At 39.1% G+C, this 24,763-nt stretch carries 23 protein-coding genes and 2 pseudogenes; 15 read left to right on the top strand and 10 right to left on the bottom strand.

From position 1 onward, the window contains the following. Positions 1–78 precede the first annotated feature (78 nt). The gene (locus tag M5121_RS00410; RefSeq protein WP_249569866.1) at positions 79–1,455 is read right to left on the bottom strand and encodes a Do family serine endopeptidase; all 1,377 of its coding nucleotides are present in this window, start codon (positions 1,453–1,455) and stop codon (positions 79–81) included. 371 nt (positions 1,456–1,826) lie between these two features. On the opposite strand from M5121_RS00410, the gene nadB reads away from it, so the two are divergent. Beyond that, positions 1,827–3,464, top strand: a complete 1,638-nt coding sequence (gene nadB / locus M5121_RS00405) for an L-aspartate oxidase (RefSeq protein WP_249570070.1) — start codon at positions 1,827–1,829, stop codon at positions 3,462–3,464. A 99-nt stretch (positions 3,465–3,563) separates the two neighbouring features. Here nadB and M5121_RS00400 read toward each other — a convergent pair whose 3' ends face one another. The 4 genes from M5121_RS00400 to pabC all read right to left on the bottom strand — a co-directional run bounded on the left by M5121_RS00400 (position 3,564) and on the right by pabC (position 6,573). Then, positions 3,564–4,004 carry a hypothetical protein gene (locus M5121_RS00400; RefSeq protein ID WP_283772233.1) on the bottom strand — a complete coding sequence of 147 codons (441 nt, stop codon included), beginning with the start codon at positions 4,002–4,004 and terminating at the stop codon, positions 3,564–3,566. Positions 4,005–4,074: 70 nt separating this feature from the next. Further along, positions 4,075–4,680 (bottom strand): dTMP kinase, encoded by a 606-nt coding sequence (gene tmk, locus M5121_RS00395; RefSeq protein WP_249569862.1) that lies wholly within the window; start codon positions 4,678–4,680, stop codon positions 4,075–4,077. Beyond that, positions 4,680–5,759: an endolytic transglycosylase MltG gene (gene mltG, locus M5121_RS00390; RefSeq protein ID WP_249569854.1), complete on the bottom strand. Its 1,080-nt coding sequence runs from the start codon at positions 5,757–5,759 to the stop codon at positions 4,680–4,682. The genes tmk and mltG overlap by 1 nt, the downstream gene beginning before the upstream one ends. Before the next feature lies 1 nt (position 5,760). Continuing rightward, positions 5,761–6,573: an aminodeoxychorismate lyase gene (pabC, locus tag M5121_RS00385; RefSeq protein WP_005161148.1), complete on the bottom strand. Its 813-nt coding sequence runs from the start codon at positions 6,571–6,573 to the stop codon at positions 5,761–5,763. A gap of 384 nt (positions 6,574–6,957) precedes the next feature. Here pabC and M5121_RS00380 point away from each other — a divergent pair, with 384 nt between their 5' ends. The 6 genes from M5121_RS00380 (at position 6,958) to M5121_RS00355 (ending at position 12,463) form a co-directional block, all read left to right on the top strand. Further along, positions 6,958–7,965, top strand: coding sequence for a sulfate ABC transporter substrate-binding protein (locus M5121_RS00380; RefSeq protein WP_087536427.1), 1,008 nt, complete (start codon positions 6,958–6,960; stop codon positions 7,963–7,965). 31 nt (positions 7,966–7,996) lie between these two features. Beyond that, the gene (locus M5121_RS00375; RefSeq protein WP_249569848.1) at positions 7,997–8,599 is read left to right on the top strand and encodes an RBBP9/YdeN family alpha/beta hydrolase; all 603 of its coding nucleotides are present in this window, start codon (positions 7,997–7,999) and stop codon (positions 8,597–8,599) included. A gap of 78 nt (positions 8,600–8,677) precedes the next feature. After that, entirely contained in the window at positions 8,678–9,511 is an 834-nt protein-coding gene (gene cysT, locus M5121_RS00370; protein WP_249569847.1) for a sulfate ABC transporter permease subunit CysT, read from the top strand. Beyond that, complete coding sequence (gene cysW / locus M5121_RS00365; RefSeq protein ID WP_050041906.1) at positions 9,508–10,392, top strand: sulfate ABC transporter permease subunit CysW; 885 nt, start codon at positions 9,508–9,510, stop codon at positions 10,390–10,392. The genes cysT and cysW overlap by 4 nt, the downstream gene beginning before the upstream one ends. Before the next feature lie 11 nt (positions 10,393–10,403). Beyond that, positions 10,404–11,474, top strand: coding sequence for a sulfate/molybdate ABC transporter ATP-binding protein (locus M5121_RS00360; protein WP_005161170.1), 1,071 nt, complete (start codon positions 10,404–10,406; stop codon positions 11,472–11,474). 65 nt (positions 11,475–11,539) lie between these two features. Further along, on the top strand, positions 11,540–12,463 hold the full coding sequence (locus tag M5121_RS00355; RefSeq protein ID WP_004959761.1) for a CysB family HTH-type transcriptional regulator: 924 nt from the start codon (positions 11,540–11,542) through the stop codon (positions 12,461–12,463). Between the two features lie 106 nt (positions 12,464–12,569). On the opposite strand, the gene carO is transcribed toward M5121_RS00355, so the two are convergent. Next, positions 12,570–13,322 (bottom strand): ornithine uptake porin CarO, encoded by a 753-nt coding sequence (carO, locus tag M5121_RS00350; RefSeq protein ID WP_087536423.1) that lies wholly within the window; start codon positions 13,320–13,322, stop codon positions 12,570–12,572. 290 nt (positions 13,323–13,612) lie between these two features. On the opposite strand from carO, the gene dapD reads away from it, so the two are divergent. The 6 genes and pseudogenes from dapD to M5121_RS00320 all read left to right on the top strand — a co-directional run bounded on the left by dapD (position 13,613) and on the right by M5121_RS00320 (position 17,125). Continuing rightward, positions 13,613–14,434 carry a 2,3,4,5-tetrahydropyridine-2,6-dicarboxylate N-succinyltransferase gene (dapD, locus tag M5121_RS00345; RefSeq protein WP_249569846.1) on the top strand — a complete coding sequence of 274 codons (822 nt, stop codon included), beginning with the start codon at positions 13,613–13,615 and terminating at the stop codon, positions 14,432–14,434. A gap of 103 nt (positions 14,435–14,537) precedes the next feature. Next, complete coding sequence (gene queE, locus M5121_RS00340; RefSeq protein WP_004913505.1) at positions 14,538–15,248, top strand: 7-carboxy-7-deazaguanine synthase QueE; 711 nt, start codon at positions 14,538–14,540, stop codon at positions 15,246–15,248. Between the two features lie 70 nt (positions 15,249–15,318). Continuing rightward, complete coding sequence (queC, locus tag M5121_RS00335; protein ID WP_215899298.1) at positions 15,319–15,987, top strand: 7-cyano-7-deazaguanine synthase QueC; 669 nt, start codon at positions 15,319–15,321, stop codon at positions 15,985–15,987. Between the two features lie 30 nt (positions 15,988–16,017). Further along, on the top strand, positions 16,018–16,434 hold the full coding sequence (locus tag M5121_RS00330) for a hypothetical protein (protein ID WP_004913510.1): 417 nt from the start codon (positions 16,018–16,020) through the stop codon (positions 16,432–16,434). 77 nt (positions 16,435–16,511) lie between these two features. Continuing rightward, positions 16,512–16,641 (top strand): annotated as a pseudogene (locus tag M5121_RS00325) (Dph6-related ATP pyrophosphatase); the annotation flags it as partial. Positions 16,642–16,660: 19 nt separating this feature from the next. After that, on the top strand, positions 16,661–17,125 hold the full coding sequence (locus M5121_RS00320; protein ID WP_249569845.1) for a peroxiredoxin: 465 nt from the start codon (positions 16,661–16,663) through the stop codon (positions 17,123–17,125). Between the two features lie 105 nt (positions 17,126–17,230). Here the strand turns inward: M5121_RS00320 and M5121_RS00315 are convergent. Next, positions 17,231–17,752: pseudogene (locus M5121_RS00315) on the bottom strand (IS5 family transposase); the annotation flags it as partial. A gap of 143 nt (positions 17,753–17,895) precedes the next feature. After that, the gene (locus tag M5121_RS00310) at positions 17,896–18,471 is read right to left on the bottom strand and encodes a nicotinate-nicotinamide nucleotide adenylyltransferase (RefSeq protein ID WP_249570068.1); all 576 of its coding nucleotides are present in this window, start codon (positions 18,469–18,471) and stop codon (positions 17,896–17,898) included. A 108-nt stretch (positions 18,472–18,579) separates the two neighbouring features. Between M5121_RS00310 and M5121_RS00305 the strand changes: the two genes are divergently transcribed. After that, positions 18,580–19,380 (top strand): enoyl-CoA hydratase-related protein, encoded by an 801-nt coding sequence (locus M5121_RS00305; RefSeq protein ID WP_087544834.1) that lies wholly within the window; start codon positions 18,580–18,582, stop codon positions 19,378–19,380. Between the two features lie 101 nt (positions 19,381–19,481). Further along, positions 19,482–20,243, top strand: coding sequence for a nitroreductase family protein (locus tag M5121_RS00300; RefSeq protein ID WP_087546817.1), 762 nt, complete (start codon positions 19,482–19,484; stop codon positions 20,241–20,243). Here M5121_RS00300 and M5121_RS00295 read toward each other — a convergent pair whose 3' ends face one another. After that, entirely contained in the window at positions 20,244–20,558 is a 315-nt protein-coding gene (locus M5121_RS00295) for a YqfO family protein (RefSeq protein WP_249569844.1), read from the bottom strand. 100 nt (positions 20,559–20,658) lie between these two features. After that, the gene (purL, locus tag M5121_RS00290; protein ID WP_249569842.1) at positions 20,659–24,489 is read right to left on the bottom strand and encodes a phosphoribosylformylglycinamidine synthase; all 3,831 of its coding nucleotides are present in this window, start codon (positions 24,487–24,489) and stop codon (positions 20,659–20,661) included. Positions 24,490–24,763 lie beyond the last annotated feature (274 nt).

Genomic DNA, 24,763 nt, shown 5'->3' with positions numbered 1-24,763 from the left:
TACACTAATCTAAACACTTATACATTACAAAATAAAAACCACCCTATTTCAGGGTGGTTTTAAAAAACTAACTATAGCTTAAGGCAAACGTAAACCTAAAATTGCACGCTGGCCTTGGCGAATAATAGCTACTCGAGCAACACTATTTTTTGGTAGGGCCGCCATTGTTTTTACAAACATTTGACTATTTAAAATAGGTGTACCATTCACTTGAAGGATAACATCACCTGCAACAATGTTTGACAATGATGCTAAGCTACCGCGTTTAACATCCTGCACCAATATCCCACCACGGACATCCAATTTTGCTTGCTCTTCAGGCGTTAAATTACGAATGCTCATTCCAAGACCACTGGTTGGATTGTTTTTATCCTCAGCGGCTGGCGTATCATCTGGTGCAGTACCTAAAGTTGCTGAAATAGTGCGGACTTTATCGTCACGTAATACTTCTAATTGAACAGTCTGACTAGGTGCTACGCGATTTAATACATTTAACAAATCGCTAGTACGGGAAATAGAAGAACCATTAATTTTTAAAATCACATCCCCAGACTTTAAACCTGCTTTTTCAGCCGGTGACTTCGGTGTAACTTGATTAATCAACGAGCCTTCTGGTTTTGGTAATTTGTATGCTTCTGCAAGGTTACGATCAATATCTTGCAACATCACGCCAAGGTATGAACGAGTTACTTTACCATTGCTTTTAAGCTGTTGAACTACATCCATCGCGACATCAATAGGAATAGAGAATGACAAGCCCATATAACCGCCAGTACCACTAAAGATACGCGAGTTAACACCAACCACCTCACCATGTTGGTTAAATAACGGACCACCAGAGTTACCAGGGTTTAATGCAGCATCTGTTTGAATGAATGGAACTGACGTTTCACCACTCATATTTCGAGATTTAGCACTCACAATCCCTGCTGAAGCAGAATAGTCAAAGCCAAAAGGTGAACCAATTGCTAAAACAGGCTCACCAACTTTTAACTGGTTTACATTACCAATTTTTAATTCTGGGAAATTTGCACCATTTACTTTAAGCACAGCAACATCAGTGCGCTCATCACTCCCGACCAAAGTTGCATCAAGTTCACGTCGATCGTTTAAAGTAATACTGATACGAGATGCATTTTCAATCACATGGTGGTTTGTAACGAGATAACCATCTTTACTAATAAAAAACGCACTACCGTATGCAGTTTTTTCTTGTGGCCCTTGTTGCTGAGGTATAATGACTTGATTACCAAAAAAACGTCGTAAAATTTCAGGTACTTGTTGCTGCAACAACTCTTCCTGAGTCATCTTTTTTACAACATTGACACTGACAACTGCAGGACTCACCTGCTCAACGAGGTTTGAAAAATCTACTGGTGAAGCAGCATTAACCTGTACTGCAGCAACCGTAAATACCGCAGCATACATTCCTTGTTGTAAATAGCGACTTTTCATGAAGTGAGAACCTACGTACTAATGATCTATAGAATATTAAGATTATGTTTGTATCATAACCCAACTGTAATCTTCGTAAAAATATGTTGATATTTTCAATGCATACAACGATGTAGCATATTGAAATGTGAATAAATTATGGAGAAAGTCTCCATGATTTATAAGCTTATTAACTTTTATCGTGGGCAGCTTAATATTAGATTAAAATGATGTATTGAATAATTATCCTTATTAGACTTTAAGGTGATTGACAATTCATATCAGTGAAAATTGTTTACATTCGCTAAAAAATCGTTCAATTCTAGGCAGATTGGCACTTGCCTTTTTTGTTAAAAAGCGTTGTCATTAGTGAACGTTTAAAACTGAAGCAGATCGACATGCCTGATTTAAAAACAATTCACCATTTTGACGTGATAATTGTGGGCAGTGGCGGTGCAGGTTTAAGTCTTGCACTCTCTTTACCGAGTCATTACAACATTGCCATTTTAGCAAAAGCTGAGCTCACAGAAGCCAGTACTTTTTATGCTCAAGGTGGTGTTGCTGCTGTCTTAGACGAGACTGATTCAATTCAACAACATATTAATGACACTATGATTGCAGGCGGACATCTTTGTGAGTTGGACGCCGTGAAACATACAGTCGAAGGTGGCAAGCCTTCTGTTGATTTCTTATTGAAGCAAGGTGTTCAATTCACTTTAGATGATGATGAGCAATTACACCTCACTCGTGAAGGTGGTCATTCACAACGCCGTATCATTCATTCTGCTGATGCAACAGGTAAGGCAATTTCAACCACGCTTGTTGAACGTGCTAAAGAACGTAAAAATATTACAATTTTTGAAAATTATATTGCGATTGACCTCATCACATTACATAAACTTGGTCATCAAGACAAAAATAATCGTGCGATTGGTTTATATGCATTAAATGAAAAAACAGAACAAGTTCATACATTTTTAGCCCCTTTCACAGCTTTAGCCTGTGGTGGTGCAATGAAAGCTTATCTCTATACTTCTAACCCTGACATTGCAACCGGTGATGGTATCGCGATGGCTTATCGAGCTGGTTGTCGTGTTGCCAATATGGAATTTAACCAATTCCATCCAACGTGTTTGTATCACCCGAAAGCGCGTTCTTTCCTTATTACTGAAGCCATGCGTGGTGAAGGTGCTTATTTACGTTTGCCTGATGGTGAACGTTTTATGTTACGTCTTGACGAACGTGCTGAACTTGCGCCACGTGATATTGTTGCACGTGCAATTGACTATGAAATCAAACGTTTAGGTATTCGTCATGTTTGGTTAGACATCACACATAAATCACCTGAATTTATCACTGAGCACTTCCCTACACTTTACGCACGCTTGCTCGAACTTGGTATTGATATTACCAAAGATATGATTCCTGTTGTTCCAGCAGCGCACTATACCTGTGGTGGTGTCGTTGTAGATGAGCATAGCCAAACTGACTTAGATGGTTTATATGCGATTGGCGAAACTTCATATACTGGTTTACACGGCGCTAACCGTATGGCAAGTAACTCACTGCTTGAATGTTTCGTTTATGGCATGAGTGCAGCGGAAGATATTCAAAGCAAACATAATATTAGCTTTGAATTTCCAAACGTACCATCTTGGGATGAATCACAAGTGACTGATGCTGACGAAGATGTTGTGATCTTACAAAACTGGGATGAACTACGTTCAACCATGTGGAACTACGTCGGTATTGTTCGTACGACTAAACGTCTACAACGTGCGTTACATCGTATCGAGATGTTGAAGCGTGAAATCAATGAATACTACCAAGATTACCGCGTCAGTAAAAACCTGATCGAATTGCGTAACCTCGTTTTAGTTTCTGAAATGATAGTACGTTGTGCGATGGAACGTAAGGAATCTCGTGGTTTGCATTACACGCTGGATTATCCAGAACTCTCGAATGAGATTCGCAAGACAGTGTTGACTCCACCGAATTTTAAAGTGGAACAGCCGTTGGTGAATGAGTGATAAGCTAACTTGATACAAGTATTAATTGCTGGGCTAATATTACTAGATAATATGAACTCAGCAAAATCGTACACAATAAAAATTTAGTAATAAAAAATCCTAACCAAAATCTATTGAGTTATAATACCCCTGTTTAAAAACAATAAATGACTCTATTGGATACATATATTCTTCTTCATAAAATGGTTCATAAACTCCCACGCCCAATTTAAAAGAAATCAACCCATCTGCATCAATCATCACATCTTGATCTAATTTTTTTATTAAGGCATAAACTTCAGAAGCTGGTATGCTAAAAACATCTATCCCATTTAATACAACACAAGCAGGTTCACTAAATTCTAATGCTTCAACTTTATCACTAGAATCATAAGAAACATTAAGACCTATATCATCATAACCATCTATAGGGGACTCTGAATAAGAATTTCTTCTAAATATTCTATATTCATAATTCAAAAGAGTATTTCTTACACCCTCTCTAGACATTCCAAATTTAATTGAATTAACACCAACATATGAATTCACTTCAAATATCATTATTGAATCCTCGTTATTTTAATAAAATATACATAAAACGAAACTAATCATAATAAATATAAAACAGCTCTTAGAGCTGTTTTATATAATTTAATGCCTCTTCAAACACCACATCCGCATTCTGAGTCGCATCCAAACGCTTCATCCGTTCAGGCTCTGCTTGCCACAAGGTCTCATAACCCGCACGCACTTTAGCAAAGAAACTCAACTTCTCTTGCTCAAAACGATCCAGTGCACCACGCTCTCGCGCACGAGTCATCCCCAACTCAATCGGCGCATCCAACCAAAAGGTAATATTCGGCATTTTCGCCACAAAAGTTTGATTTAATAATTGCAACTTTTCCTGACTTAAACCACGTCCAGAACATTGATATGCAAAACTTGCATCAGTAAAACGATCACTCAACACAATTTTTCCCGCCGCTAATGCAGGTAAAATCACTTGTTGTAAATGTTGAGCTCGTGCAGCATAAATCAGTAATAGTTCAGTATCATGACTCATTTGCTCATCATGATTTACTGCCAATAATAATGTACGAATCTGTTCTGCTAATGGTGTGCCGCCAGGCTCACGGGTCAGTACAACTTCTTTACCTTGCTGTTCAAAGTACTGATGAATTTTACGAATCAGAGTGGTTTTCCCTACACCTTCCGTACCTTCAAAACTAATAAACATCATTCACCTTGATTTTTCTTTGAACGGAGTACAGACAAGTAATCTTGTACTGCACGATTATGCTCTGCTAGAGAAGCACTAAATTTATGTCCACCATTACCTGTGGCAACAAAGTAAATATTTTTAGCATCGTCTGGATGCATTGCTGCTTCAATCGCTTTTTTACTTGGCAATGCAATCGGAGTTGGCGGCAAACCATTGATCGTGTATGTATTATAAGGCGTTGCTGCCCGTAAATCATTACGAGTGATATTACCTTTATAATTATCCCCCATACCATAAATTACGGTTGGATCAGTTTGTAGACGCATACCGATTTTTAAACGACGTACAAATACACCTGAAACTTGCTCCAGTTCACTATCTAAATTGGTTTCTTTTTCAATAATCGAAGCCATAATTAGAGCTTGATATTTATCATTATAGGGTAAGTTCGGTGCTTTTTTTGCCCAAGCTTCATCTAATGATTTCATTTGTCGACGATATAAATCCGTTAAGATTTTCTTATCTGTTTCGCCCTTGGCAAAGAAATAAGTATCTGGTGCAAATAAACCTTCAGGGTGTGAATAAGGAATATCTAAAGCTTTTAATAATTGGTCTTGCGGTAGATCTAGAATAGTCTTGCTAACATTCGGATCTTTCTTTAAATTCTGTAGCAATTGTTTAAAAGTTGTCCCTTCAATCACCAAAATACGATTCATTTGTGCATTTTCAGCATCAGATAGCATATCAAGTACTTGACGAACACTCATCCCTTTATTGATTTCATACACACCAGCTTTCAAACTGTCGTGAATCATAAATTTTTGATAAATTTTTAAAAGAATAGGGAAATTAACTTTATTTTCTTTGGCTAGATGATCAATAAATTTTGAGTAAGTATCTCCCGAAGAAATGACTAGAACCTGCTTTTTCCCTTCGACTGGATAGTTCTTAAATAAACTCGCCCAAAGCACACCGAGTACGAGCAAAAGAAAGACAACGATTACAATCAATAAGGCTTTGATAGAAAACTTAGACTTCGGTTGAGCTTTTAGCTTTTTCTTTGTATTGGATGGGGTTGTTGGTGGCTTTGGCATATTAATCAATCTGGCTAAGTTTCAATGTTTCAAATAAATCAAGGTAGGGTTGCTGCTCAAAAGCCCGACCATTAAATCGAATAACTGCTTTCATCGGATGTAAAGCGTTGCAGAAAAATAGACTTTGAATACGTTCAATATCATTAATCTCTACACAACCTTGCTCACATTCAATATTCTGTTGCTTCATACGAGATAGAATCTTGGCCCGCATGACGCCGTGAACGCCATTATAACGAAGTTCTGGTGTAATCCATCGGTCATTTATACGAATAAAACAATTACTGCTCACCCCTTCTACAATATAACCTTGTACATCAGTTACCAATGCTTCAAGCCACCCCTGATGGTCAGCTTCCTGCTTTAATAACACTTGTTCTAAACGGTTTAATGTTTTTAAACCCACTAAATGCGGCATATTCAAACCTAGAGCATGATTGAGTACTCCACTCTCAATCCACTCTGGTTGAAAAACTTGCATGACTTTAGGGTAATACCAAACATAAACATCAGCAGCATGTAAAGGTAAGCTATATCCTCGATCTCCCTCACCTCGACTAATCACAATTTTTAAAGTGCCATTCAAGGTAAAATGCTGTTGTTGTAGTTGTGCTAAGGTTCTATCTACGACCGATAAATCCACATCAAGACTTAATCTTTGGCAAGCCAATGCCAAACGAGCAAAGTGTAATTGTTTTAGTTCAAACGTATCTTGAAAAATTCGCGCAGTGGTAAAGCAACCATCTCCATAATGAAAGGCTCGATCTAACAACGGAATCGAATCAATCAATTGTCCATTTTTATAACACTGCATGATCAAAAATTCAGTCTCCAACACATCGTCATCATACCCTGAAACCTAAGTTTGGCAAAAGCATGTACACAATCCACGCCTCATTCATCATGATCTAGAATCCAATCGTTTATTAACAACTCGAATTAGCACGGACTCTCTAAATATATTCAGGCTTAATCTACCGAAACTCATTTTTAAATAAACATTCAATATGAATCAAATTCAACATTTTGTTTTATAGCTATATACAAAACAATTATCAGAAATTCAGCATAAGTTATCTCTTTTTTATATTTCTTTTTTATTCATATCAAATTCGATTTTAATTATTTTTTTTGCAAAAAAACTGGCGTTATGCTGCATCCATATTCCAAATCAAGATTTAATTCCAAGGGGTTTTTCATGCGTTTATCTCAGTTAAAAGTCGGTGTTATTGCCGCATTACTCTCCGTTTCATCTTTCGCGGCACAAGAGTTTTTAAATGTCTCTTATGATCCAACTCGCGAGCTTTATACCGATTTCAACAAGCAGTTTGGTGCTTTCTGGAAACAGCGTACAGGACAGGACATTGATTTCAAACAATCCCATGGGGGTTCAGGCAAACAGGCACGTGCCGTGATTGATGGCTTAAATGCTGATGTCGTAACACTTGCCCTTGCAGCAGATATTGATGAAATTGCTGAAAATGCAAAACTGCTTCCAGCTGATTGGCAGAAGAAACTACCAAATAACTCCACGCCTTACACCTCAACGATTGTTTTCCTTGTGCGTAAAGGCAACCCAAAACAAATTAAAGATTGGGGTGATCTGGTTAAACCAGGTGTAGAAATTATTACACCCAATCCAAAAACATCAGGTGGCGCACGTTGGAACTATTTAGGTGCTTGGGCATGGGCAAAACACCAAAAAGGTGGTAACGATGCTAAGGCACAAGAATTTGTGCGTCAAATTTACAAACAAACCAAAGTACTTGATTCAGGTGCACGTGGCGCAACCACTACATTTGCTGAACGCGGCATCGGTGATGTTTTACTGGCTTGGGAAAATGAAGCATTCCTAGCAGTACGTGAACAACCAGGTAAATTTGAGATCGTTACACCGTCACTTTCAATTTTGGCTGAGCCTCCAGTGGCGGTTGTAGAAAAAAATGCTGAGAAAAAAGGTAATTCACAAATCGCTCGTGGCTATTTGAACTACTTATATTCTCCAGCGGGTCAGGAAATTGCAGCACGTAACTTCTATCGTCCTCGCAATGCAGCTGTTTTAAAGAAATATAGCGCCACTTTTAAACCTCTGAAGCTTGTCACGATCGATAAAGAGTTTGGTGGTTGGACCAAAGTACAAAAAACTCATTTTGATAATGGCGGTATTTTCGATCAAATCGTCAAGATCAACAGCACCACAAAATAATTTACTAATTAGGTAAATAAGGAGAGCGGACATGATTCATACCGTAATTGTTCCTGGTGTTGGTGGTAGCGAAGCTCAACATTGGCAATCTTGGTTACAACAACAACTCGTGTCTAGCTCTCGCGTTCAACAGAAACATTGGGACCGACCCGTTTTAAACGAATGGGTTGCTCAGTTTATTAAAACCGTTGCAACTATAGAAGCACCAATACAAATTGTTGCTCATAGCTTTGGCTGTTTAACCAGTGTTGCTGCTTTAGCTGAACATCCAGAGTTACAAACAAAAGTAAAAAAATTAATTTTGGTTGCACCTGCAAATCCTGCACGGTTTGGCGAAGCGGGCTTTGCTCGTCACAGCTTGACTGATTACAAACAATATTTCCATCAGCTTAATATTGATGTGCCAACCACTTTATTAATCAGTGAAAATGATCCTTGGTTAGGTTATTTCGATGCTTTACAACTGGCTCAAGCTTGGAAACTGACACCAATCAATTTGGGGCAAGTAGGTCACATCAATGTGGCATCTGGATTTGGCCCTTTTCCAGACATCCTTAATTACATGTTGCCTGAAAAAAAACTGCAATCTGTAACTCGAATGAGTCAGGCAAATTTTAATTTGAAATTTGCCTAGATTCCGCTCTCAGTATTTTTTGGTTTTAGTGTTATTTATTTGCTGGTTTTAGCAAATATTTCTCTTTGAGGAAATATCATGTCGCAGCGTTCCCGAGTGCTGCCTGGGTTTGGTCTGTCTTTGGGCTTCACCCTCGCTTATGTATCTTTTATCGTACTTATTCCTTTATCAGCAGTATTTATCAAATCTTTAGGGATTGGATGGGATGGATTATGGGAAATTCTTACTTCAGAACGAATTTTAAAATCGTTACAACTCAGCTTTAGTGCTGCATTGATCGCTTCTTTAGTCAATGTAATCTTTGGCATACTGCTGGCTTGGTGCTTGGTTCGTTATAATTTCCCAGGTAAAAGAGTCGTCGATGCGCTGGTCGATCTGCCTTTCGCCTTACCCACTGCGGTTGCAGGCATTGCCCTGACTTCACTTTATGCCAAAAATGGCTGGATTGGGCAATACCTTGAGCCTTTAGGCATTCATGTGGCTTATACCCCAATTGGTATTACCCTTGCATTGATTTTTATTGGATTACCCTTTGTTGTTCGAACAGTACAACCAGTTCTCAGCGATATTGAAACTGAACTTGAAGAAGCAGCTTCTGCACTCGGTGCAAATCGCTGGCAAACCATTACTAAAATCATTTTACCGATCCTATTCCCTGCACTATTAACAGGCTTTGCTTTGGCATTTGCCCGCGGTGTTGGTGAATATGGTTCTGTTATTTTTATTGCAGGGAATCAACCCTATAAGACCGAAATTGCCCCCCTCATGATCATCTCTCGTTTAGAAGAATATGATTATGCTGGAGCGACTACGATTGCTGTCGTCATGCTTGTTCTCTCTTTTGCCATCTTATTTTTAATTAATTTAGTACAAGCATGGGCGAGCCGTCGTACAGGGAGAACTGCGCAATGAGTTTAAATACCAATAGCAATGCTTTAGCCATAAAGTTGCAATCTCGTGATTCAACCCGTGAACCAACATGGGTCCGTTATACATTAATTAGTATTGCACTGATTTTCTTCCTAAGTTGCTTGATACTACCGCTCATTTTGGTTTTTGTTGAAGCATTTAAACAAGGTCTTTCAGTTTACATCAATGCCTTAACTGATTCTGACACCCTGTCGGCAGTCAAACTAACCTTATTGACAGCAGCGATTGCTGTACCAATTAATGTGGTGTTTGGGGTAGCTGCCGCATGGGCAGTGGCTAAATTCCAGTTCCGTGGCAAAGCCATCTTGACCACCATTATTGATATGCCATTTTCAGTCTCCCCTGTCATTGCAGGTTTAATGTTGGTTCTGATTTTTGGTTCACAAGGTTGGGTTGGCGGTTGGTTAATGGATCACGATATTAAAATCCTGTATGCCGTACCTGCCATTGTTTTAGCCACAATTTTTATTACAGTTCCTTTTGTTGCTCGTGAATTAATTCCACTCATGGAAGCACAAGGGACCGAAGAAGAAGAAGCTGCGATTGTACTCGGTGCTTCAGGTTGGCAAACCTTTTGGAAAGTGACCCTACCAAATATTAAATGGGGTTTGATTTACGGTGTGATTCTGTGTAATGCCCGTGCAATGGGAGAATTTGGTGCGGTGTCTGTGGTTTCAGGACACATCCGCGGTGAAACCAATACCCTGCCGTTACACGTCGAGATTCTTTATAACGAATATACCTTTAGTGCTGCATTTGCTGTGTCTTCGTTACTGGCATTTTTAGCGATTATCACATTGATCTTGAAAACTTGGTTAGAAATACGCCAAGACCAAGCAAATGAACATCAACCGAATCACTAAGGAATGAACACATGAGTATTCAAGTTAAAAATATTGAAAAACACTTCGGTGCATTCCATGCACTCAAAAATATCTCTTTAGACTTTCCTGAAGGTGAATTAGTTGCTTTGCTTGGTCCTTCAGGCTGTGGAAAAACAACATTATTACGCATCATTGCGGGTTTAGAATCTGCTGATCATGGTCAAGTTTTACTTGAAGGCGAAGATGCCACCAATATCCATGTTCGTGAACGTCAAGTCGGTTTTGTATTTCAGCACTATGCCTTATTCCGCCATATGACTGTGTTTGATAATATTGCTTTTGGTTTACGCGTTCGCCCACGTGCAACTCGTCCATCAGAAGCCGAAATTAAAAAACGTGTCACGCGCTTATTAGATTTGGTTCAACTTGGATTCTTAGCTGATCGTTACCCTGCTCAACTTTCAGGTGGACAACGTCAACGTATTGCACTAGCACGTGCCCTTGCCGTAGAACCACGTGTTTTATTACTTGATGAGCCTTTTGGCGCACTAGATGCCAAAGTTCGTAAAGAATTACGCCGTTGGTTACGAACCTTACATGATGAACTACATATCACATCTATTTTTGTTACACATGACCAAGAAGAGGCTTTGGAAGTCGCAGACCAAATTATTGTCATGAATAAAGGCGATGTTGAACAAATTGGTTCACCTCGTGAAGTTTATGAAAAACCAGCAACCCCCTTTGTTTTTGATTTCTTAGGTCAAGCAAATCGTTTTGAAGGCGAACATACTAGCGGTATCATCCGCATTGGTGATGATCGAATCCAACTGCCAACCTCATTAGAAGCACCGCAAGGAAAAGTGATTGCATTTGCACGACCAAATGAATTACATATTCATACCCGTCCCCAAGCGAATACGATTGAGGCAACGTTTATACGTGAAGTCTGGATTGCGGGCAAAGTGATTGCGGAGTTACAAGATCGCAGTGGACGTACCATTGAGATTTTACTTAGTGTGGAAGAAGCAAATTTACATCAATTTAGACCGAATCAAACCGTCTGGATTAGTGCTGCTCAACTTCATTTATTTGCAGACCAAACGACTCAAGTTGCTTAGAATAATATCTTGAGGGCGGTTAAATAAATTTGATCGTTCCTCATCTTTTATGTGGAAAAATTATTATGAACTTTCAACAACTCAGAATTATTCGAGAAACTGTTCGCCAAAACTTTAATTTAACTGAAGCTTCTGCGGCACTTTATACCTCCCAATCTGGTGTCAGTAAGCACATTAAAGATTTAGAAGATGAGTTAGGTGTACAACTCTTTGTACGTAAAGGTAAACGTTTACTTGGTTTGACTGAACCAGGTCAATCGTTATTAAGCATTGTGGAGCGTATGTTAGTTGATGCTGACAATATTAAACGTCTCGCAGATGATTTTAATAAAGTTGATGAGGGGACATTAACGATTGCAACAACGCATACCCAAGCACGGTATGTTCTTCCACCGATTGTGAATCAGTTTAAAAAATTATTCCCAAAAGTACATCTGGTTTTACAACAAGCGAGTCCTGTTGAAATCGCAGAAATGCTACTCCAAGGTGAAGCAGATATTGGTATCGCAACTGAATCTTTGACGACGGAAGAGAACTTAGCTAGCGTACCTTATTATGAATGGCATCATAGTATCATTACACCTAAAGACCACCCGTTGACTAAATTAGATAAAATTAGTTTAGATGTCTTGGCCGAATATCCATTGATTACATATCATGGCGGCTTTACTGGACGCTCTAAAATCGATAAGGCATTTGAAGATGCTCATATACATGCCGATATCGTGATGTCCGCCTTAGATGCCGACGTCATTAAAACCTATGTCGAACTCAATATGGGGGTGGGTATTGTCAATGATGTCGCGTATGACACAGACAAAGATTATCGCTTAGAACAATTAAAAACTGATGTTTTTGGAGTGAATACAACTTGGATTGCTGTGCGTAAAGGACATCTTTTACGTGGCTATGGTTATGAATTTATTTCTTTATGTTCTCCAAAAACAAACATCAAAGAACTTAAAAAAGTGGCTTATCCCGAAGAATAAATATAACAAAATGAATCGCTTTACTACTATTAGCCATTTATTTTTACCTAAAATCTGAGCATAAAAAAACGAGCTTTAAGCTCGTTTTTTATGCAGAGTTGGTAGGTTAGAACTTAAAGCTCACACCCACTTTAGCCACTGGCAACCATTCATAGCGACTCTTATTCGCAATTTTGTCTTGCTCATCAGCAACTGCCTGATTAATCGGCTTAGCTCCGTTAACACCTTTTAAGTTGTAATCATCAAGTTTTACGTCAGGGTTACCTGTGTAGTAAGCACCAACTTCACCAAACAAACCAATATTTTTATACACTGGTGCATTCAAACCTAAACCGACATAAGGCGCAATGTTATTTTTATATGACATTTTGCCACGTACACCACCCTCTTGCCCAGGATTAACAACTTCATAATCATTGTTGTCAATTGTTAAAGTACGACCTGCTGATGTACGTTTCTGAAGATCATAATCATTATCAAGATACCCAACACCTGCTGCTACATAAAGCGAACGAGCGAACGCATTTTGACTCGCACCCCATGGATAAAGTTCAGCATTTAAATATGTGTTGTTATTCTCCATATCAAGATCATATTTGGTGCCATCAATTTTGACATCATCAGACCATGAAATGTCGCCACCATTGTAACCAAGGCTTAAACCTACATATGGATTAACACGATAAGAAATTGCACCACCATAACCTGTAGTACCCACTTCAGCACGAACTGAAACTGGATCTAAGTATGAAGGAAACGTAGAACCTGATTCCTTCACAACTTGTTCATCTGCTGCTAAAGCAGAACCTGCAATCGCTGTTAATGCACCTGCAGCTAAAATAACGCGCAAAGCTTTCATTGAAGTCTCCTCAAAAAATACTTTTATCTAAGGTATAGTTGTTACTGTAATAAAATCTTAAAAGAATGATTGATATCTTTTTATACAGAAACTGATTACTTTTTGTTATTTTTTGATACAAATTCAGAATAATTGTATATTTTAAAATAATAGATAAAAAACAATTAAATCCGAATTCATTACAATTTTATTGCTTAATTTTAAAACACTTTATTGTAACGACTTTTTTCAAAGCTTCTTGGTTCAATTTAGTGTAAAATCTTCAAAATTTTTTTGGATGAAGGAAGATCATGCCTCAGCTTTCTACGATCATTGAGCAAGCATTTGAAGACCGTGCAAATTATTCAGCTACGGACTGCCCTACAGAAATTCGTCAAGCCGTTGAAGAAGCATTAACTGGTTTAGACAACGGTACACTTCGTGTGGCTGAAAAGATTGATGGTGAGTGGGTTGTTCACCAATGGTTAAAAAAAGCAGTTTTACTTTCTTTTAAACTCAATGACAACCAACCTATTGAAGCTTGTGATCTACAGTTTTATGACAAAGTTGCAACTAAATATTCAGGTTGGACTGAAGAGCAATTTAAAGCAGCAGGTGTACGCGTAGTTCCTCCAGCTGTTGCTCGTCGTGGTAGCTTCCAAGCTAAAAATGTGATCTTGATGCCATCTTATGTCAACATCGGTGCATATGTTGATGAAGGCACAATGGTTGATACTTGGGCAACTGTTGGTTCATGTGCGCAAATTGGTAAAAATGTACATTTATCTGGTGGTGTAGGTATTGGCGGTGTATTAGAGCCATTACAAGCAAACCCAACGATTATTGAAGATAACTGCTTCATCGGCGCGCGTTCTGAAATTGTAGAAGGCGTGATTGTTGGTGAAGGCTCTGTAATCTCTATGGGCGTATTCATCGGTCAATCGACTAAGATCTATGATCGTGAAACTGGTGAGATTCACTATGGTCGCGTACCTGCTGGTTCAGTTGTAGTTGCGGGAAGCCTTCCTTCTAAATGTGGAACTTATAGCCTTTACGCAGCAATCATCGTGAAAAAAGTTGATGCTAAAACACGTGCTAAAACAAGTTTAAATGATTTATTACGTGCTGACTAAGTTGTAATACTACGGAGCTTACACTGCTCCTCGTCTCTACGATTATCACTGATCGTAGAGATTTTTGTTTTTTAATAGCTTGCTGATTTTGTGGTAACTCTTTATGACTTCCTTACGTTCCTCTGCAATTCCTGTCTCTGATCCTGCTGCTGGTTTGCGTATCACTGAGATTTTTTATTCTTTGCAAGGCGAAGCGAATACATTTGGCTTACCCACTGTCTTCATTCGTTTAACTGGTTGCCCTCTTCGTTGCAGCTATTGTGATACCACGTACTCTTTTGAAGGTGGCGAGCGTCAATCACTTGAACATATCATTGAAACAGCAAGCCAGTTTAAAACACCTTATATATGTGTCACTGGTGGCGAACCACTTGCACAGCCGAATTGTCTTGTATTACTTCAACGCTTGTGTGATCTCGGTTTTGACGTTTCGCTTGAGACAAGCGGAGCTTTAGATGTTTCTAAAGTTGATCCACGTGTTTCGAAAGTATTAGATCTAAAGACACCAACGTCTAATGAAGATCATCGTAATTTACTTACCAATCTCGACTATCTAACACAGCATGATCAGATTAAATTTGTGATCTGTAATCGTGCCGACTATGAATGGTCTAAACAACAACTGGAAAATTTCCAGTTGCAAGATAAAGTCAGTACAGTATGGTTCTCTCCTGCTTTCGCGGTAGAAAAAGGTGCTGTTGCCCTGCCTGCTCTTGCACGTGATTTAGCTCAGTGGATTTTAGATGACCATCTCCCTGTTCGCTTCCAATTACAGTTACATAAGCTGTTATGGAATGATGAATCTGGTCGCTAATGATCTTGTGACTGTCTCAAATGAGGCAAATCATCTACGAATAATTTTAGGTTGAATAATGGAAAATAATATGCGTTCTCGTGCCATCGTATTATTGTCTGGCGGTTTAGACTCGACAACATGTCTCGCTTGGGCACAAGCAAACTATGACTGTATCGCTTTAAGTTTTATGTATGGTCAGCGCTCTACAACTGAGCTTGATGCAGCTAAGGCACTTGCACAACGAGCAGGTGTTGAACATCGTGTAATTAATATCGATTTGGGTAATTTAGGCGGTTCCGCGCTTACAGATCATAACATTGATGTACCTGAACAATTACAAGAAGGTATTCCTGTAACTTATGTTCCAGCACGTAACACAATTTTTCTATCCTATGCTCTTGCAGCAGCCGAGGTATTTGACGCTGAAGCCATTGTTATTGGTGTAAATGCTGTTGATTATTCAGGATATCCAGATTGTCGCCCAGAATTTATTGACGCTTTTGCCAATCTTGCAAGACTTGCAACAAAAGCTGGTGTTGAAGGAAAACCTCTTAAAATTGAAACACCTCTGTTACATTTATCCAAAGCGAATATTATACGCTTAGGCACCGAACATGGCGTAGACTATAGCCAAACGGTATCCTGCTATCAGGCAGATGCTCAAGGACGTGCATGTGGCAAATGCGACAGTTGTCGTTTACGTCAGCAAGGTTTTATCGAAGCAGGTGTCGCGGATCCTACGCGCTATGCGGAATAAACGATATAAGGTAAAAATTAGGTACATTATATGAAGTTTTCTAAATCAAATATTATTCTTTCAACAATGATGTCAGCTGCGGCTCTTTTTGCTACAGCATCTCATGCAGCTGATAATCCATTACAAGCAGCATATAAAAGTACCAATGTAAAATCTGCATTAGTCAACGTATGTAAAGATCAAACAGCTAAAGGTGGAAAACTAACCTCTGCGGAAGTAAGTAAATTCTGTAGTTGCCAAATTGATGCACAAGGTAAAGTAACTGAAGCACAAAAATGGGAAATTCAAAGTGCAATTAATGCCAAGAAAAGCCCTAGTTCTTTAGCGTTTGTCCAACAGCAAAATAAAGATTTACAAGCTTGCTTAGGCGCCCCTTTGGTATCTAAGTTAGAAAAATTAACTGAAGAAGCAATGAAAGCTGCTCAGCAACAAGCTCCTAAAAAGTAAGCTTGTATTGTTCAGATTAAAGCCTGCATTTATGCAGGCTTTTTTGTAGGCTCTGTTAAACTTTCCTTTATGTTGAAGAGGATGAAAAATTCCATACTATTGTGATTGACAGGACAAGGTTTTAACAAAGCAATTCCTATACGTCACGGTAAAATTGTTTATCATGAAGAATATGCTTTTTTACCACTTGAACTAGATCACGCTTAGCTTTATAGAAGGAATAAAAATGTCTGAGAATATTGAATTACCGAATCATACTTTTTCAACTACACAAGGTGAAGTTAATCTTGCTGAGTTAGGCAGCGAATGGCTTGTCATTTATTTCTACCCCAAAGATTCAACCCCAGGTTGTACGACTCAAGCTATTGGATTTTCGTGTTTAAAAGATCAATTTGAAGGATTAAATTGTCAAATTTTTGGAGTCTCTAGAGATTCTGTTAAAGCACATCAAAATTTCACGGAAAAACAAGCGCTCACAATTGATTTAATTAGTGATAAAGAAGAAGTGTTATGCAAACATTTTGATGTCATCAAAGAAAAAAATATGTATGGCAAACAAGTCATGGGCATTGAGCGTTCAACTTTTATTTTTCACAACAAACAGTTCGTGAAAAGCTATCGCAAAGTTAAAGCTGCTGGTCATGCTGAACAAGTATTGGAAGATCTAAAAGCATTGCAAGGCACTTCATAATGTTGAGTAAAAAAAGCGAGTTGTGTACTCGCTTTTTTGTTATGGGTAAATTGCCCGCTGCTTATACCTTAGCGTATGATAAAAAGATTAGGGTTTATTGACATTTCATAATGGCAACCAGATGTATATGCAAGCTAAAGCAAGCGCATTTTCATAATTACGTTTTAGCTTGTCCTATCGAGTTACTATTCCTCTAAGTTGCTTCAATCTTGCAAAAGTATTTTCCACTAAGTGCCTAATTTTATATAGATTCCAGTCGATATGATTATTGTTGGACTGAGTATTTGGCTTTCGAGGGATATTGGCTTTTGTATTCGTCGCGCTGATTTGCTCTCGTAGTGGTTCAGAATCATAACCCTTATCTGCACATAAGACATCAGTTTCTTCCAAATCTAATTTTTCAACTAGCTCAGGCGCAACTTTAACATCATGTGTTGTTCCATTCGTGATGATAATTTCAATTGGATTACCATGAGAATCAACGGCTAAATGTATTTTTGAACTATTCCCACCAATGCTTTTTGATATAGATTGATCTTTTAACCCAGCAGAGTGTTGATGTGCTCTGATATGAGAGCCATCAATAAAAATCCACTCTTTATCTGTATGTTTGAGGCATAGCGAGTAGTGAATTTGGTTTGACGATTAAATTTTATTTACTCGCTATTTTTTATACAGCAAATGTCAACAGACCCTAGTTTATCCATCAAAAAACACGAATCTTTCCATATTCGTGTTTTCATCGATTTTCTGCTTAAAGAACTAAAATCTTAAAAACATTCATCTAAATTACTTTTATCACCCGCAAGATATTTATGCTGCAATTCCACATAGACTTTTGTATTTTTAAATTCAGTCAGAAATTCAATCGTGCCTTTAGGGAAAAATTCAGTTTGAATCTCTCCCCGATAATAGGCTTCTCGCATAGGCGTGGCTGAAATAGAATCTTTTAAACTATCCAACTCAACCATCTGCCATTCTGGAAATAAAGCTAAATAATACGAAGATTCATCTTTGAAGTGACCAATCAAACCTACTTTTGCATTTGGCTGAACCACTTGATTGACCAATGTTTTGACTTGTTTGACCCATTTTTCATCGTTATACACATCAACCACATGCACGAAATGAATCCGTTTCTGCTCATCTTCTGAAAAATTAGACAGAATCATTTGCTCACGTTCATGGGCTAAAAATGGATTTTTGATATTCCGTTCTGATTGCGCTGAACCCAATGCCAAGATCACGTTCTGACTTTGTTGTAACGCAATTTCAATCGTTTGTAGATGCGCTAAATGAAAAGGCTGAAAGCGTCCAATAAAAATAAGATAGTCAAATGTGTACATAGGCGTAATTTCACTTTTTGTGAACTCATCAGTTGCGCCATTTAGGCAAATATGCGACATAATGAGGACACTTAAAAAATCAATCTGGATTAAAGCAAGGATAGTACGATGACACTTAGCTGTATTCAACAACCTCATCAACATTTGCAAGCAAATTTAGAAGATGGCGTACTCACCTTAGCCATTAACCGTTCAGAAGCAAAAAATGCACTTTACGGCGAACTTTATCTATGGATTGCAAAAGCATTAGATGAAGCTGATACAAATAAAGATGTACGTGTTGTTATTTTCCGTGGTGCAGAACAAGATTTTACTGCGGGTAATGACATGAAAGATTTCATGGGCTTTATGCAAAAGCCGTATGAAGGCAAAGCAGGCGATCAACCACCATTTGTATTATTAAAAGCCGCGGCTCGTTTTTCTAAACCACTGATTATTGGAGTGAAAGGCGTAGCGATCGGGATCGGAGTAACGATCTTATTACATGCTGATATCGTATTTGCAGACAATACTGCCCTATTCCAAATTCCATTCGTAAGCCTAGGCCTTTCTCCTGAAGGTGCTGCGAGCCGTTTATTGGTCAAACAAGCAGGTTATCAGAAAGCGGCTGAATTATTATTCACAGCGAAGAAATTTGATGCTGCAACAGCAGTAAAAGCAAATCTCGTGAATGATGTCGTTGAAGATGTTTATGCAACCGCACAACAAACAGCTCAACATTTAGCAGCATTACCTTTAGCGTCTCTAAAACAAAGTAAAGCGCTAATGAAAAAAGACTTAGCTGAAATTATTGCTTGCGTCGATGAAGAAGCTGAAATCTTTATGCAGCGTGTACGTTCACCTGAAATGATGGAAGCTGTACAAGCATTTATGCAAAAACGTAAGCCTGACTTCTCACAGTTCAATTAATACATTACACTGTTTTTATATAAACCACTTAGTCAAGACTGGGTGGTTTTTTTATTTAACGTCCCAATATGAACAACAATCTTATAGGAACATTTATTCTCATGTCTGAACAAAATCAAACCGACAAAAAACGCTACTACGAACCTGCCACTCAAGATATTGATGTTGCCAATTTCCGTAAAGTCATCGAAAGCCGTCGTTCAGTACGTAAGTTCACGGATAAACCGATTCCAAGTGAGATTTTAGATGAATGTTTAGATTTGGCACTGCTTGCACCCAACTCATCAAACTTACAGCCGTGGACATTCTATGTGGTGCAAAATCCAAGTAAGAAAAAGCAACTGGTTAAAGCATGCTTAGGACAGCTAGCTGCTAAAACTGCATCAGAATTGATCGTATGCGTGGCGCGTACAGATCGTGTTGATGAAATGGCAAAACGAAATATTAGCGAATTTCCATTTCCTGAAGCCCCTGCAATGGTACAAAAATATTACCGTTTTATCCCCTACAACTATAAAACAGGTTATTTCAATGCATTAGGTAACTTCAAAAAAGTTGCATTTAAAGTAGCCCGTACACTTGATAAACAACTTCCTGTGACTGCATTTAACCCTGCCGATGCTAAATTATGGGCAACTAAAACCACTGCTTTAGCATGTGAAAATTTGGTATTGGCTTTACGTGCCTATGGTTTTGACAGTTGTATGATGGAAGGCTTTGATGAGCCTTTAGTTCGTAAAATTTTAAAATTAAATGATCAACAGCATCCTGTCATGGTGATTGGTGCAGGTGAACGGGCTACAGATGGTGTGTTCTTCCCGCAGTATCGTTTTGATCGTGATTTATTTATTCAAAAAGTATAATTATTCAATATCTAATATTTGAATAAACTCAAAGGCAGGCTCTTCATAAGGATGGCTTGCCTTTAATACCTTTGCCACAACACTGGCTTTATCTTCAGGCACAATGGTTTCTACACGCCACTCTTCAAGCTGTTCTAGTTCGTCTAATTGTCCTAAAAATGGATTTGCACCCTTAACTGGTTTAAATTGCCCTATTCCTTTCACTTGCCAAGCACAATGCTCATAATTGCCAATACCGCCAGCACCAGCTTCAAAGATAGCTTTTTTGCTTAATTCAAGGTGAGATTCAGGTACATAGTAAATAAGTTTTAGCATATTCTTTTTGATTTCATTGTTCTTGCTCATTCATCGTTATTTTATATTGAATCCAAGAATAAAATAAGCCACCTTACGGTGGCTTATTTTTTATTTCATATTAACCAATGAACTTACGTGCATTGCGGAACATACGCAACCAAGCACCATCTTCAGCCCAATCTTCAGGCTTCCAAGAATGTTGTAAAGCACGGAAGTTACGCTCTGGGTGTGGCATCATTACTGTTGCACGACCATCTTTAGAAGTTTGTCCTGTAATCGCTTCAGGTGAACCATTCGGGTTCAATGGATAGTGCTGAGTTGGATTACCCAAACTATCTACATAACGCAAGATGACTTGGTTCTCTGCATTTAAAGCAGCAAGTTGTTGTTCTGTCGCAACTAAACGACCTTCACCATGCGCAACTGCGATTGGTAAAATCGAACCTTGCATATCTTCAAGCAACACAGAAACAGATTTCTCTACACGAACATTCACTGCACGCGCTTCAAATACTTCTGACATGTTACGGTGGAAACGTCCCCAATGCTCTGCACCAGGAATCAGCGGAGCAAGTTGTGACATCATTTGACAGCCGTTACATACGCCTAAGCTGAATGTATTTTCACGATGGAAGAATTGTTCGAACTGATCACGTAGTTTCGCATTGAACAATACTGATTTCGCCCAGCCACCACCAGCACCCATCACGTCACCGTATGAGAAGCCGCCACAAGCCACTAAACCTTCAAAGTCACTTAAGCTCACACGACCTGCAAGTAAATCACTCATGTGTACGTCGATAGTATTGAAGCCTACTTTGTCAAAGGCTGCCGCCATTTCGACATGACCATTTACACCTTGCTCACGCAAAATTGCCATATTTGGACGACGTGTATTGATAAACGGCGCTTCAACTGGCTCATTTAAGTCATAAGTTGCTTGTGCAATTAAACCTTTGTGGTTTTTATCTGCAATTAAGGCAAATTCTTGATCAGCTGTTTCAACGTTGTCACGTAAACGTTGGATCTGATGTGATACTTCAGCCCAAGCTTGTTGTAATTCAGCACGTTCTAAAGTTAAACCATTCACAGCTAATTGATCAGTTGTATTCACACGGCCCACAACTGCGATTGCATCTTTCAGGCTTGATGCTGCAACTTCAACTTCTAACTGCGCCCAATCAGCACCCGTAATTTGAAGTACTGCACCAATTTCTTCAGCAAATAAGCTTTCAGTTGATTGATTTTCTAGAGCAACACCTAAACGCGATGCGAACATCATTTCAGCAACAGTTGCCAATAGACCACCATCACCGATGTCATGGTAAGCTTTGATCACACCACGATTGTTCCAGTCTTGAATCAAGGCAAAGAATGCTTTGAAGTCATCAAAACTATCCACATCAGGGGTAACAGAACCGATTGCTTTATATACTTGCGCAAGGATCGAACCACCTAAACGGAATTGACCTTTAGATAAATCGATACGTACAAGTACTGAGTCTGCTAAGTTCTTCAGTTCAGGTGTTAATGTTTTACGTACATCTAAAACAGGTGCAAACGCAGTGATTACGCCTGTCATTGGCGAAGTAACGGCTTTGTCTTCACCATCGTTCCAAGTGGTACGCATTGAAAGTGAATCTTTACCAACTGGAATTGCGATGCCCAATGCAGGACACATTTCCATACCAATCGCTTTCACACCTTCAAACAAGGCTTGATCTTCACCTTTTTGACCAGCCGCAGCCATCCAGTTTGCAGAAAGCTTGATATCACTAATTTGTTCGATGTTAGCACAGGCAATATTGGTAATTGCTTCCGCAACCGCTAAACGTGCAGACGCAGCAGGATTTAACAATGCCACAGGTGGACGTTCACCCATTGCCATTGCTTCACCTGTGAAGCCTTGCAAGCTTGTCGTCGTTACTGCTGCATCTGCAACAGGCACCTGCCAACGACCCACCATTTGATCACGTGCAACCATACCCGTAATCGAACGGTCACCGATGGTGATTAAGAATGATTTAGACGCAACAGTTGGATTTTTCAATACGAGGAAAATCGCATCTTTCAAGTCAACTTTCGCAGCATCAAAGTCGTTACCCGTACGCTCAATCGTTTCATACGAACGTTGCATACGCGGTGTACCGCCTAAGATCACCTGCATTGGAATATCAACAGGCTTGTTTTCAAACAAAGGATCTTCAACCGTTAAGTGACGCGCTTCAGTCGCCTCACCGAGTACCGCAAACGGGCAACGCTCACGTGCACAAATTTCTTCAAACTGTTCTAAAGACTCTGGACGAATCGCAAGCACATAGCGTTCTTGCGCTTCATTTGACCAGATTTCCATCGGGCTCATGCCTGGCTCTAATGATGGAATTTTACGCAGGTTCAGCACTGCACCCAACTCGTGATCATTCACAAGTTCAGGCATGGCATTAGATACACCACCCGCACCCACATCATGTACAGACACGATTGGGTTAAAATCTTCTAAACGCCAGCAGGTATCGATGACTTCTTGGCAACGGCGTTCCATTTCTGGGTTTTCACGTTGCACCGAAGCAAAGTCTAAACTCTCACCCATGGTACCGCTGTCTACAGAAGACGCTGCGCCACCGCCAAGACCGATCAACATTGCAGGGCCACCCAATACAATGAGTAAGTCACCCGGTTGAATCGCATCTTTTTCAACATGATCAGGACGGATGTTACCGTAACCACCCGCGATCATGATTGGCTTATGAAAGCCTTTCACTTCACCATTGACATTCTGTTCGAAAGTACGGAAATAACCATTTAATGCTGGGCGACCAAATTCGTTGTTAAACGCAGCACCACCCAATGGACCTTCGATCATGATTTGTAATGGCGATGCCATACGTGAAGGTTTACCGTAGTTTTCTTCCCAAGGTTGTTCAAAACCAGGAATATTTAAGTTTGAAACCGTAAAGCCTGTTAAACCTGCTTTTGGTTTACCACCACGACCAGTTGCACCTTCATCACGGATTTCACCGCCCGAACCTGTTGCAGCACCTGCAAATGGAGCAATTGCAGTTGGATGGTTGTGTGTTTCAACCTTCATTAAAATATGAGCAGCTTGGCTCTTATATTTATAAACGAAGTGACCATTTTCATCCGCTTTCGGATAAAAACGCATCGTGTCATAACCCACGATCACAGAGGCATTATCTTTATAGGCTGATAACACATCGGTCGGAGATTCTTTATAGGTATTTTTAATCATTTGGAACAATGATAATGGTTGTTTTTCACCATCAATTGTCCACTCAGAACCAAAGATTTTATGACGACAGTGTTCAGAATTTGCTTGAGCAAACATCATCAATTCGATGTCGTTTGGATTACGACCGAGTTTGGTAAATGCTGCAACTAAATAATCAATTTCTTCGTCAGATAGCGCAAAACCAAATTCATTGTTGGCTTTCACTAATGCTTCTTTACCTTGGCTCAAAATATCAATTGAGTTCAATGGTTTCGGCGCTGTTTCTAAGAATAAAGCTTTTGCATCATCAATTTGAGCAAAAACACTCTCTGTCATACGGTCATGTAATGCCAATTTCACTTCATTCGAAATCTCTTTCACACCTTTCAGTGTAAATAACAGACCACGCTCTAAACGGTGAATTGGAGTATTACAGTTTTGGAAAATATCCGTTGCTTTAGATGACCACGGCGAGATTGTCCCTACACGCGGTGTGACTAAAATCTGGATTTCATCACTTGCAGCTTGGCGAAGTTCGAAAGATTGACCATCGTTTAAAAGTTGTAATGCCGATTGATGTTGCTGCTCGTTGAGCGCTTGATCAAACAAATAAACCCACTGGCTGTCAAAAGATTGAACAGAACTCATTGACGCTAAACGGTTTAAGAGTTGAGCTTTCTTAAAAGAAGAATGTGCTGATGCACCGGCCACGATAAACATGTTGACTTTGGCTCCACGGGCGGGTCTAACGAACCTACCACAATGTGACTTATGAGAGAGCGCATATTCTACTGTGAAAGCCTTCTTTCAGCTAGACATATCCATCTTAAAAATCAGAGTTTTCTATCCCAAGTTTCTTAATTTCTTATCGCTTTATGGGTTTACTATATTCGTAACAATTCATTTAGCCTGCTGTATAAATCATATTTCTTGTTTACAATTCTTCTTTTGTAGAAATACCAAACTGAAAAAAGAATTGATCATTGCCTGTAAA

The sequence above is a fragment of the Acinetobacter sp. ANC5681 genome, from assembly GCF_023488045.1.
GTDB lineage: Bacteria > Pseudomonadota > Gammaproteobacteria > Pseudomonadales > Moraxellaceae > Acinetobacter.
Note: the sequence above shows the minus strand (reverse complement) of the source record. Positions and strands in the feature narration are given on the sequence as shown.

Coding starts and splice junctions, on each gene's coding strand:
- queC (WP_215899298.1), top strand. CDS start 15,319: ATGCGTTCTCGTGCCATCGTATTATTGTCTGGCGGTTTAGACTCGACA.
- mltG (WP_249569854.1), bottom strand. CDS start 5,759: ATGCCAAAGCCACCAACAACCCCATCCAATACAAAGAAAAAGCTAAAA.
- queE (WP_004913505.1), top strand. CDS start 14,538: ATGACTTCCTTACGTTCCTCTGCAATTCCTGTCTCTGATCCTGCTGCT.
- M5121_RS00305 (WP_087544834.1), top strand. CDS start 18,580: ATGACACTTAGCTGTATTCAACAACCTCATCAACATTTGCAAGCAAAT.
- tmk (WP_249569862.1), bottom strand. CDS start 4,680: ATGTTTATTAGTTTTGAAGGTACGGAAGGTGTAGGGAAAACCACTCTG.
- cysW (WP_050041906.1), top strand. CDS start 9,508: ATGAGTTTAAATACCAATAGCAATGCTTTAGCCATAAAGTTGCAATCT.
- M5121_RS00410 (WP_249569866.1), bottom strand. CDS start 1,455: ATGAAAAGTCGCTATTTACAACAAGGAATGTATGCTGCGGTATTTACG.
- M5121_RS00320 (WP_249569845.1), top strand. CDS start 16,661: ATGTCTGAGAATATTGAATTACCGAATCATACTTTTTCAACTACACAA.
- pabC (WP_005161148.1), bottom strand. CDS start 6,573: ATGCAGTGTTATAAAAATGGACAATTGATTGATTCGATTCCGTTGTTA.
- M5121_RS00360 (WP_005161170.1), top strand. CDS start 10,404: ATGAGTATTCAAGTTAAAAATATTGAAAAACACTTCGGTGCATTCCAT.
- M5121_RS00300 (WP_087546817.1), top strand. CDS start 19,482: ATGTCTGAACAAAATCAAACCGACAAAAAACGCTACTACGAACCTGCC.
- purL (WP_249569842.1), bottom strand. CDS start 24,489: ATGTTTATCGTGGCCGGTGCATCAGCACATTCTTCTTTTAAGAAAGCT.
- M5121_RS00400 (WP_283772233.1), bottom strand. CDS start 4,004: ATGATATTTGAAGTGAATTCATATGTTGGTGTTAATTCAATTAAATTT.
- M5121_RS00375 (WP_249569848.1), top strand. CDS start 7,997: ATGATTCATACCGTAATTGTTCCTGGTGTTGGTGGTAGCGAAGCTCAA.
- M5121_RS00355 (WP_004959761.1), top strand. CDS start 11,540: ATGAACTTTCAACAACTCAGAATTATTCGAGAAACTGTTCGCCAAAAC.
- M5121_RS00295 (WP_249569844.1), bottom strand. CDS start 20,558: ATGCTAAAACTTATTTACTATGTACCTGAATCTCACCTTGAATTAAGC.
- M5121_RS00380 (WP_087536427.1), top strand. CDS start 6,958: ATGCGTTTATCTCAGTTAAAAGTCGGTGTTATTGCCGCATTACTCTCC.
- carO (WP_087536423.1), bottom strand. CDS start 13,322: ATGAAAGCTTTGCGCGTTATTTTAGCTGCAGGTGCATTAACAGCGATT.
- M5121_RS00330 (WP_004913510.1), top strand. CDS start 16,018: ATGAAGTTTTCTAAATCAAATATTATTCTTTCAACAATGATGTCAGCT.
- cysT (WP_249569847.1), top strand. CDS start 8,678: ATGTCGCAGCGTTCCCGAGTGCTGCCTGGGTTTGGTCTGTCTTTGGGC.
- dapD (WP_249569846.1), top strand. CDS start 13,613: ATGCCTCAGCTTTCTACGATCATTGAGCAAGCATTTGAAGACCGTGCA.
- M5121_RS00310 (WP_249570068.1), bottom strand. CDS start 18,471: ATGTACACATTTGACTATCTTATTTTTATTGGACGCTTTCAGCCTTTT.